A 10,107-nucleotide genomic window follows, 5' to 3' on the forward strand; every position below is an offset into this window, starting at 1 on the left:
GTCTCGGCCGGGCTCGCGGTCCCTCCCTCGGCCGTGATCAGGGCGCCGCCGGCGGGCCGCGGGTCGCCCACCTCCGCGCCACCGGTGCGGCCGCGGATCGCGAACCGCTCGGACAGGGTGCACAGGGGTGACCGCGCACCGTCGGCGGCGACCGTGGCAACCTCGACCGACACCTCGACGACGCGCCCGAGGTCGGTGTCGCGGACGTCTCCCGACCGGGCGACGACGACGAGGTCGGTCGACTGCGCGGGCAGCGCGGAGTGCATGCGGATGCCGTGGTCGAGGTGGACCAGGTCCAGCAGACCCTCGACCACTGTTCCCTCGACAGCTGTGCCGCCGCCCCGGGGGCGACGCGCCTCACCGAGGACCGCGAAGACCGCGGGCCACGCCGCGCCCACGAGGGCGTCGGGGACGCCGTCCGAGGTGATGAGCGAGGTGGGCAGACTGCCGGCGGTGACACCGGTGTGGTCGGAGGCGAGGGTGGGCTCGAAGGTGAACCGGGCCGTGGCCACGCCGTCCGAGACCTCGGGCAGGGCGTCGATCGCGGTGCCTCCGGCGCCGCCGCGCCCGACGCCGGCGGCGGTGCTCAGAAGGGTACGCATGGCGGCTTCCGCGGCGGCGTCGGTGACGACCGGGGCGGCGCCCGTGGCGACCGCGTCACCCAGGGTGATCGTGATGGTCATCTCGGTCGGGCCGATGGGCAGTGTGAGGTCGACGGTGCGGCCGTCCGGGCCCGGGGTGAGGATCGCGCCGGAGACCGGGTGGTACCCGATGCCGCTCGGGTCGATCTCCCAGGCGTGCAGGACGCCGAGGCGGTGGACGGGGCTCACCACGAGACGACCCGCCCACGAGACGTCGGGGGCGTTGAGCACGTCGGCGACCGGGCCCTGCGCCGTGGTCACGGTGCCGCGACGGCGGCTGCTCACGTGCTGCGTGGTGGGCATGTACTCGCGGACGCGGTCGACGGTGGCGTTCTCGAACCGATCGAGCAGCTCGCCGACCGGCTCGTCGACCCGGGTGATCCCGGCGACCGCGGTGGTGCCCGGGATGATGCACACGGCGTCGGCGTCGTACCGGGCGTCATGGGCCTGCCACAGTGAGTCCGAGCGCCACCAGCGGCGGACGTCGCCGTCGATGACGGGCACGAACGGGACGGGCTTGCCCGGCATGCGGCAGATGTCGAGGAACTCGGCGGCGTCGGCGGGGTGCAGGGTCGCGGTGGCCAGGTCCGGGTAGCGGTCGGCGAGGGCGTCGACGACCTCGGTGGGCCGCTCCATCGCCTCGACGAGGGGGAACGCCGACACGATTCGTCCGGAGTCCGCCTCGTCCAGCCTGGCCTCGGCGCGCTGCACCATGCGGTGGAACCGCTCGCGGATGGTGGGGTCGAGCCACACCGAGCGGCCGCTGGCGGCCTCCGACTCCGAGGCGGTGCCGGCGGTGGGAACGGGTGCGAGCGACAGCTCGGCGAACCGGCGCAGCCACTGCTCGTAGGTCATGGATCCGAGATCGCCGAAGTACGGCTTGGCGGTCCCGTTGATCGCGGCGATGATCTCCTCGCGGCGCTCGGCCACGGCGTCGGCGTCGCCGGCGACCTCATCCAGCAGGCGTCCGGCGCGGGCGGCGGTGTTGTCGATCTCGTGGATGTCCGCGCCGAGCTGGCTGCGGCCCGAGGCCATGCCGCCCTCGGCCTGTCCCGCACCCACCCAGTGGTCCACGCCGACGGTGTCCACGAGGAGCTGCTTGACCTGCGGGCTGGTGGTGGCCTCGAGGGTCGCCATCGCGGCCGTGCCCACGAGGATGCCGTCGACGGGCATGGCCGGGAAGCCGTGGGCGTTGGCCCAGGAACCGGTCAGGTAGTCCGCCGCCCGTTCCGGGGTGCCGATCCCGCCGCCGACGCACAGGACCACGTTGGGACGGTCCCGCAGCATGGGGTAGGTGGCGAGCAGCAGTGAGTCGAGGTCCTCCCACGAGTGGTGTCCCCCGGCCCGGCCACCCTCGACGTGGACGATCACCGGCATGTGCGGGACCTCGGCCGCGATCCGCACGACCTGGCGGATCTGCGCGACGGTTCCGGGCTTGAAGCTCACGTGGCGCAGTCCCGCCTCGGTGAGCTCCTCGATCAGGGCCACGGACTCGTCGAGCTCGGGGATGCCGGCGGTCACGATGACCCCGTCGAAGGGGACGCCCGCCGCGCGGGCCTTCTGGACGAGCCTCTTGCCACCGACCTGCAGCTTCCACAGGTACGGATCGAGGAACAGAGAGTTGAACTGGACGCTGCGGCCGGGCTCGAGCAGCTCGGCCAGACGCCGGGTGTTCTCCGCGAAGATCGCCTCGGTCACCTGTCCTCCGCCGGCGAGCTCGGCCCAGTGGCCGGCGTTGGCCGCGGCGGCGACGATCTCCGGATCCACGGTGGTCGGGGTCATCCCGGCCAGCAGGATCGGCGAGCACCCGGTGAGGCGGGTGAACGAGGTCTCCACGTGCACGGAGCCGTCGGGCAGGGTGATGAGCTGGGGCTGATAGGCCGTCCACGGACGCTCGATCGACGGGGTGGCGCCGGGGGTGAAGAGGTTGCGCAGCCCACCGCGGGTGGCGGCGGCGACCACGCCGACGCCCTGACCGCGGACCACCGAGCGGTTGAGGCGGGTCAGGGCCTCGCCCGGGCCCATGTCGAGGATCCACTCGGCGCCGGAGTGCAGGGCCTCCGCCATCTCCTCGACCCAGTCGACGGGCTCGACGAAGACCTGGCGGGCCAGAGCCGTGGCACGAGCGGCGTCCAGGCCACAGCGGGCCGCCCAGTCGGATACGACGTCGACGGCGGGGGCCATCGCCAGGTGGTGGAACCCGACCTCCACGTCGAGGGGGTCGAAGACGGGGGCGAAGACCTCGCCGCCGGTGAGCTTGGCCTCGCGACGGCGGCGGGACTCGGCCTCGAGGTCCGCACAATGACGGCGCAGGTCCTCGAGGTCGTCCGGGCGGCCCACCACGACGTGGCGTCGCTGGGCGTTGCGGATGGAGACGGTCGGCCGCAGCGAGGGGTCGACCGCCGCGAAGACCTCGTTGACCAGGGCGCGCAGCTCCGCGCCGTCGATGCCCGACACGCCGACCATGGGGCTCGCCTCGCCACGACGGAACAGGCCCGTGCGTCGACCGACCAGGGTGGCCGCGGCGCCGATCAGTTCGGCCATCGCCAGGAGGCGCTCGTCGACCGATCCGAAGGTCTGGACCGACTCCACGGCCAGGATCCCCTGGGAGTGCCCGACCACCGCGGCGGGGGCGGTGTCGTTGACGTCGAAGCCCTCGGCGGCGAGCGCGCGGACGGCGCCCACCTGCGTGAGCAGGACTGCGGGCAGGGAGACCGCGGCGGAGGACAGCGACGCCTCGTCGGGCAGGTCGCCGTGGTCCTCGTCCTCGCCGGTGGTGGTGTTGGCCCACTCGATGGGCCGGAAACCGTGGGGCCGGACCACCGCGATCTCGTCGTGGACGGGTTCGGTGAGGGCGACGGAGGAGTCGACGAGGTCCTGCAGTTCGGGGCCGATCCCGGTGCCGTCGATGAGATCGCTCAACGCGTCGCGCCACGCGATCCCCTGCCCCCCGAAGGCGAGAGCGTAGGCGGTGCCCTCACGCAGATCGTCCGCGAGCGCCCGGGTCTGGCGGCGGGCCGCGTGTCCGGTCTCGAGCGGGCGGGGTGTGAGGTCGCGGTCGTCGATCGTCACGTGTGGAACTCCTTGGCAACTTCGTCTGGAACAACTCCGCGCCGGGACCGGATGGTGGTCCGACGCAGGGCACAGACTGCCACAGGAACTTGAGGACTCCCTCAGCTTGAGGGGATCCGGCCGACCGTCGGGGGGAGCATCGAGGGGCCTCGGCAGTGGCGCTAATCACACTTCTAACCTGACGCTTCCCTCATATGTACAGGTGAGGGGCACCTCAGGTTCCGACGAGCGCCGTTATCGAATCGTTACTTCCTTCTCAGGGGGGAACCTCCCCCTGACGGTGTGTCGCAGGCGTCTCGTGCCGCTGGTCCGCCCTCAGGCTCCGCAGCGGAGGGCGGCCATCTCGTCGGCGTCGAGCCCCTCGGACGGGCACAGGTCGGCGGCCAGTCGGCGCGGGCCCGACGACCACTCGACGTGGGCCGTCCGCACCGCGTCCCCGAAGGAGATGGTGACCAGTCCCCCGACGCCCGGTCGCTCGTCCGTCGCCAGACCCCCACGCCCGACGGTCTCGACGGCGGTCACCTCGGCGACGGTCGCCGGCCCCGGCGCGGGGATCAGTCGCACGTGGACCCTGGTCCCGTCGAACGCCCCTGTCCAGGCCGCGAACATCCCCGTGCCGTCCGCGCGCAGGTCGAGGGTGTAGCCGTGCGAGAACCACGACCCGGTCTCGCGGACCACCTCGGCCGGGGAGGGCGCCGTGACCGCCGGCGAGGTGGCGGCCAGGGTTGGTGCGGCCAGGGTTGGTGCGGCGACGAGACCGGACACTACGACCATCGACGCAGCGACCGTGGCCGTGACCGTGGCCGCGGCCAGCCGACGCCCCACTCCCGGGCTCATTCGCTGCATCCTCATGAGATCACTGTAGTCACACCAGTAACACGATTCGGTGCCGCGAATGCGTCGAAATGGTCACCAAAACACCAACCCGCCGTGAAGATATGAGAAGTAGTGGAGACCGCACCTATCGTCGTTCCGTCACACCCGGCGGATCCGCCGCCCGATCGCCCCACAAGGAGTCGACCATGACCAGCCCGCCCACCAGGAGTGGGGCGACACCGAGAGAGACATTCTCCCGTCGCTCCGTCTTCGTCTTTGCCGCCATCGGCTCCGCCGTCGGCCTCGGCAACATCTGGCGCTTCCCCTTCGTCGCCTACGACAACGGCGGCGGCGCCTTCCTGCTCCCCTACCTCGTGGCCCTGCTCACCGCGGGCCTCCCGTTGCTGTTCTTCGACTACGCCATCGGCCACCGTTTCCGCGGGTCCGCGCCGCTGAGCTTCCGGCGGATGAACCGCTTCGCCGAGCCGATCGGCTGGATCCAGGTCCTGGTGTCCTTCGTCATCGCCGTGTACTACGCCGTGATCATCGCCTGGGCCGCCTCCTACGCGTGGTTCTCGATCGACGAACGGTGGGGGGAGACATACGAGGAGTCGGCGTCGTTCTTCGCCGAGGACTTCCTCCGCGCCGGCAGCGGCTTCGGCGTCGACTTCGTCCCGGGCATCGCGATCGTCCTGGTGGTCGTGTGGATCGTGACGCTGGGAGTCCTGCTCGCGGGTGTCCAGAACGGTATCGGCCGCACCGCCCTGCTCTTCGTCCCGCTGCTCGTGGCGCTCTTCGCCGCCCTCGTCGTGCGGTCACTCTTCCTCGACGGCGCCATGGACGGCCTCAACAACTTCTTCACCCCGGACTGGGGCGTGCTCACCGAGCCGAGCGTGTGGATCGCGGCCTACGGGCAGATCTTCTTCTCGCTCTCGGTGGGCTTCGGCATCATGCTGACCTACTCCTCCTACCTCAAGCGCAAGTCCAACCTCACGAGCTCCGGGCTGGTCGTGGGCTTCTCCAACTCGGCCTTCGAGGTCCTCGCCGGCATCGGCGTGTTCGCCACCCTCGGCTTCCTCGTCTCCACGTCGGCGGGCGCCGGCTGGGAGGACGTGGGCGGCGGGCCGGGCCTGGCGTTCATCGCCTTCCCGGCCCTGATCTCGCAGATGCCGGGCGGCCCGATCTGGGGCGTGGTGTTCTTCGTCTGCCTCATCCTGGCCGGTATCACCTCACTCATCTCGATCGTCCAGGTGGTCATCTCGTCCTTCCAGGACAAGATGGGCAGCAGCCGCACCACCTCGGTGCTGGCCGTCGGCATCCCGATGGCGGCCGCCTCGATCCTGCTCATGCCCACCGAGACCGGGTTGCAGAACCTCGACGTGATGGACAAGTTCGTCAACAGCCTCGGCATCGTCGGCATCACCCTCATCGCCCTCATCGTGGTGATCTTCGTGATGCGCCTCGCCCCCACCCTGCGCGATCACCTCAACTCGGTGTCCTCGTGGAAGGTCGGCACCTTCTGGATCGTGTGCCTCGCCGTGATCACCCCGGTCGTCCTGGGTTACTCGCTGATCCGCGAGATCATGTCCCTCATCTCCGAGCCCTACGAGGGCTATGACGCCGCCATCCTGGGCGTCTGGGGTTGGGGCATGATCGGGACCATCCTGGTCTTGTCGATCATCCTGTCGGCCCTGCCCTGGCGGGGGGCCCGCCAGCTCGACGGACCGCCGAGTGTCGACGACGACCCGAGCGACTACGTCTACGAGGAGGGACTCACCCGTCCCGACGAGAACCCTGCCCCCACCCACACGCCCAAGGAGGCCTGAGCCATGGACGCTTCCGCGATCATCATGATGGTGCTGTTCCTGCTCGTGATCTGGGGCGGACTCGTCGCCAGCATCGTGCACTACGCCGGCCACCCCGACGATCCTGACGGATCCACGGCGACTCCCGCGCGCGAGCTCTGAGCTCCCGCCGCACGACCTGATCGCCGACCCCGGCGTCCGCACACCACAGCGGCGCCGGGGTCGGGTGTTCCGAGGAGAGCACCGGCCACGGCCCCAAGTCGCCGCGCGGCTCTCCTGCACGGCACTAGCCTTGTGGTCATGGACGCCACCGACAGCGACGCCGCCTCCGCCACCTCCGCAAGCGGAGCCGACACCGGAGCCCCAGACGAGGCCCCTACTGAAATCCGTCACCTGATCCAGCAGTGGAACCATCTCGACGAGCTCCTGGCGGGACTCAAGAGGGACGACTGGGCCACCCCCACCGCGCTCCCGGGCTGGACGGTGCGAGACGTGGTGGCGCACATCGCCGGAACCGAGCACCTGCTGGCCGGCGAGCCGATACCGGACGTCGACCTCCCCGCCTCGTCGCGCGACTATGTCCGCAATCCCATCGGGGAGCTCAACGAGAGGTTCGTCCAGGAGGCCCGGTCCCTGGCCGTCGAGGACGCGTTCGCGGACTTCCGCGAGGTCGTGGCCGAGCGCACCGTGCAGCTCTCCGAGATGACCGCCGAAGACCTGGAGGCCGAGACCGACTCCCCCGTCGGCCGCGTGCCGTTCCGACGCTTCATGGGGGTGCGCGTGTTCGACTGCTGGGTCCACGAGGACGACATCCGTCACGCCCTCGGCATGACGCACCACCTCGACAGCGGCGTGGGGAGGTTCGCGCTCGGGGAGATCGCGCGCGCCCTACCCCGGATCGTGGGCAAGAACGCCGGGGCCCCGGACGGTTCGCGGGTCCGGTTCCGGGTGAAGGGCGACTCCGATGCCGACCCGTCCCTGGCCACCGATGTGCTGGTCGCCGGCCGGGCGGGACTCGTGGACGTCGACGACTCCGCACGGGTCTCGGTCGAGCTGGTCTTCGACACCCCGACCTTCGTCCGCGCCGCGACCGGCAGGATCTCCGCGGAACCCGGAAACGGTGTGGAGATCAGCGGCGACGAGGAGCTGGGCCGGAGGATCCTCGAATCGATGGCCTTCACCATCTGATCCCGGTCGCCGGATCCGCTGCCGACGGTGTCGACACCGATGACGCACATCGTGGTGATGGGCGTGACCGGTGCCGGCAAATCGACCGTTGCGCAGGCGATCGCCGAACGGATCGGCGCCCCTTTCGTGGACGCTGACGACCTGCACCCGCCCGCCAACCGCCGCAAGCTGGGCGCAGGCGAGCCGCTCACCGACCTCGACCGCGAGCCGTGGCTGGAGGCGGTCCGCACCCGGATGGCGGAGCAGAGCCGGTTCACATCGGGGTCGGGGCGCGATCCGGCCCCCGAGACGACCGCCGGCCCGGGTCTCGTCGTCGCGTGTTCGGCGCTGCGCCGCGCCTACCGTGACATCCTCCGGGGGGTCGACCGCCCGGTGTTCTTCGTCGAACTCCGCGGCGACCGGAAGCTTCTCGCGGCCCGGCTCGCGGCCCGGGGCGGGCACTTCGCGTCCCCGCAGATCCTGGACTCCCAGCTGGCCACGGTGGAGCCTCTGGCGCCGGACGAGCACGGGATCACCTGCCCGGTCTCGGGGACGGTGGAGCAGGTCGCTGACACCGTCGTCGCCGCGCTCCGCCCGGACCGACGCCGGTGACGTGATCGGTGAGCCCGCCGGTGGACGAGCCCCGTCCCGGGGGCCCCGACCACCGTCGCGCCGCCGTTTCGTGGACGCCCCCGGGGTCGTGCGTCAGACTGGGAGGCAGGCCGCCTGTCGACCCGACCCCGGAAGAGGACGCCAGCCTCCATGGAGCATCTCCGCCACTTCGCCCTGGAGTTCCGGAAGGCCCTGCGGAATCTGCTGCCCATCGTGGCCGTGGTGGCGGCCTTCCAGCTGCTGGTCTTCCGCCGGGTACCCGAGGACCCCGTGCAGCTGGTCGCGGGTCTGCTGATCGTGGGTGTGGGGATCGCCCTGTTCCTCCAGGGCCTGGATCTCAGCGTGTTCCCGGTGGGCAAGAACCTCGCCAACCAGTTCACCCGACGCGGTGCGCTCGGGCTGCTCCTCACCTTCGGTTTCGCCATCGGGTTCGCCGCGGTCGTGGCCGAGCCGGCCCTGATCGCGGTGGCGGAGCAGGCGGAACTGATCAGTGAGGGGCGCATCGACGGCGTCGTGCTGCGGGTGGTCATCGCGGTGTCCGTCGGCCTCGTCCTGGTCCTGGGGATACTGCGCGTGTTGCGGGGCTGGGCGGTCCACCGGATCCTCATCGGCGGGTACATCGTGGTCCTGGTGGCCACGTTCGTGGCCCCGCCGGAGATCGTGGGCCTGGCCTTCGACTCGGGCGGAGTGACCACCAACGTCGTGACGGTGCCGCTGATCGCCGCGATCGGGATCGGGTTGGCCAACTCGATCCGGGGCCGCAGCGCGCTCACGGACGGCTTCGGCCTGGTGGCGCTGTGCGTGATGGTGCCCATGATCGGGGTGCAGCTCTACGGCATGTGGGTCTACACCTTCGGCGGTGGCGGCGGAACACCCACCACTGGAGCCGAGGAGACCGGGGGGACGCCCCTCTGGCTGGAACACGTGGTGGGGCTGGCCGAGATGGTGCGCGACGTGGCGCCCATGGTGATCGTCGTCCTGTTCTTCCAGTACGTCGCGCTGCGCCGCAAGCTGTCCCACCCACTGCGGGTGGCCGTGGGGTTCGTCATGGTGCTCGTGGGGCTCTACGCCTTCGTGGTGGGCCTGAAGATGGGGCTGTTCCCCCTGGGCACCCAGATGGCGGAGCAGCTGATTGATCGCGATGTGCCCGCCCTGATCCTGCTGTTCGCCCTGCTCATCGGGTTCGCCACCACGATGGCCGAGCCGGCGCTGGTCGCCGTCGCGGACCAGGCGGAGAACGTATCGCCCGCCGGGATCAACGCGACCGCCATCCGCCTGGTCGTGGCCACCGGGGTGGCGGTCGGGATCGCCCTGGGAGTGTTCCGCATCCTGACCGGCGGGCCGCTGCACTACTTCATCATGGTCTCCTACGCCGTGGTGCTCGTCCTGCTGGCTCTGGCCCCGAAGTACATCGTCGCCCTGGCCTTCGACCTCGGCGGGGTGACCACCTCCGAGGTCACCGTGCCGCTGGTCACCGCGTTGGGCATCGGGTTGGCGAGCGCGATCGAGGACCGCAGCGCGTTGCTCGACGGCTTCGGGCTGATCGCCTTCGCCTCGATCTTCCCGATCATCTCCGTCCTGCTCTATGCCATCGTCCTCGAGAAAATCCCTCGTCTGCAGAAGGAAGCGTCATGAAATTCACGGCCGTCGTAGTGATCGCCCCTCCCGAACTGGAGGACCCCGCCATCGAGGTCGCGCAACGCGCGGGCGCGACCGGGGTGACGATCCTGGAGGGTAAGGGCATCGGCGGGCAACAGAAGAAGACGTTCTTCGGCCTGACCTTCGAGGGGTCCCAGTCGGTGCTGCTCATGGTCGTGGGCACCCACCTGGCCACCCCGATCCTCAAGGCGCTGCACGAGGTCCTCGTCGACGGGGACAACTCCCGCGGCATCGCCTTCAACGTCCCCATCGAGCACCTCACGGGGATCGACCCCCGACAACTGGTCAAGTTCGAGGAGTACATGCGCCGGGAGGACACCTGAGCCACGCCCGCC

The 10,107-nt window shown here is 70.6% G+C and carries 8 protein-coding genes; 6 read left to right on the forward strand and 2 right to left on the reverse strand.

Annotated features, from left to right (window positions below; translation table 11 throughout):
• A partial coding sequence (locus tag IY392_RS19480) for a fatty acid synthase subunit beta domain-containing protein (protein WP_194860658.1) occupies positions 1 to 3,713 on the reverse strand: 3,713 nt, incomplete at its 3' end.
• Between the two features lie 315 nt (positions 3,714 to 4,028).
• Positions 4,029 to 4,565, reverse strand: coding sequence for a hypothetical protein (locus tag IY392_RS04825; RefSeq protein WP_228549038.1), 537 nt, complete (start codon positions 4,563 to 4,565; stop codon positions 4,029 to 4,031).
• A 170-nt stretch (positions 4,566 to 4,735) separates the two neighbouring features.
• On the opposite strand from IY392_RS04825, the gene IY392_RS04830 reads away from it, so the two are divergent.
• From IY392_RS04830 to IY392_RS04855, 6 genes are all read left to right on the forward strand, one after another.
• Positions 4,736 to 6,355, forward strand: a complete 1,620-nt coding sequence (locus IY392_RS04830; protein WP_182613197.1) for a sodium-dependent transporter — start codon at positions 4,736 to 4,738, stop codon at positions 6,353 to 6,355.
• 3 nt (positions 6,356 to 6,358) lie between these two features.
• A complete protein-coding gene (locus tag IY392_RS04835) occupies positions 6,359 to 6,496 on the forward strand; it encodes a methionine/alanine import family NSS transporter small subunit (protein WP_107756012.1) in 138 nt (45 codons plus the stop codon).
• Between the two features lie 138 nt (positions 6,497 to 6,634).
• Positions 6,635 to 7,522, forward strand: a complete 888-nt coding sequence (locus IY392_RS04840) for a maleylpyruvate isomerase family mycothiol-dependent enzyme (RefSeq protein WP_194860659.1) — start codon at positions 6,635 to 6,637, stop codon at positions 7,520 to 7,522.
• A gap of 39 nt (positions 7,523 to 7,561) precedes the next feature.
• Entirely contained in the window at positions 7,562 to 8,113 is a 552-nt protein-coding gene (locus tag IY392_RS04845) for a gluconokinase (RefSeq protein WP_194860662.1), read from the forward strand.
• 150 nt (positions 8,114 to 8,263) lie between these two features.
• Positions 8,264 to 9,748, forward strand: a complete 1,485-nt coding sequence (locus tag IY392_RS04850) for a DUF1538 domain-containing protein (protein ID WP_194860660.1) — start codon at positions 8,264 to 8,266, stop codon at positions 9,746 to 9,748.
• The gene (locus tag IY392_RS04855) at positions 9,745 to 10,095 is read left to right on the forward strand and encodes a P-II family nitrogen regulator (protein WP_107756009.1); all 351 of its coding nucleotides are present in this window, start codon (positions 9,745 to 9,747) and stop codon (positions 10,093 to 10,095) included. Before IY392_RS04850 ends, IY392_RS04855 begins: the two co-directional genes overlap by 4 nt.
• Positions 10,096 to 10,107: the final 12 nt, after the last annotated feature.

The sequence above is a fragment of the Dietzia sp. SYD-A1 genome (assembly GCF_015356725.1).
GTDB lineage: Bacteria > Actinomycetota > Actinomycetes > Mycobacteriales > Mycobacteriaceae > Dietzia.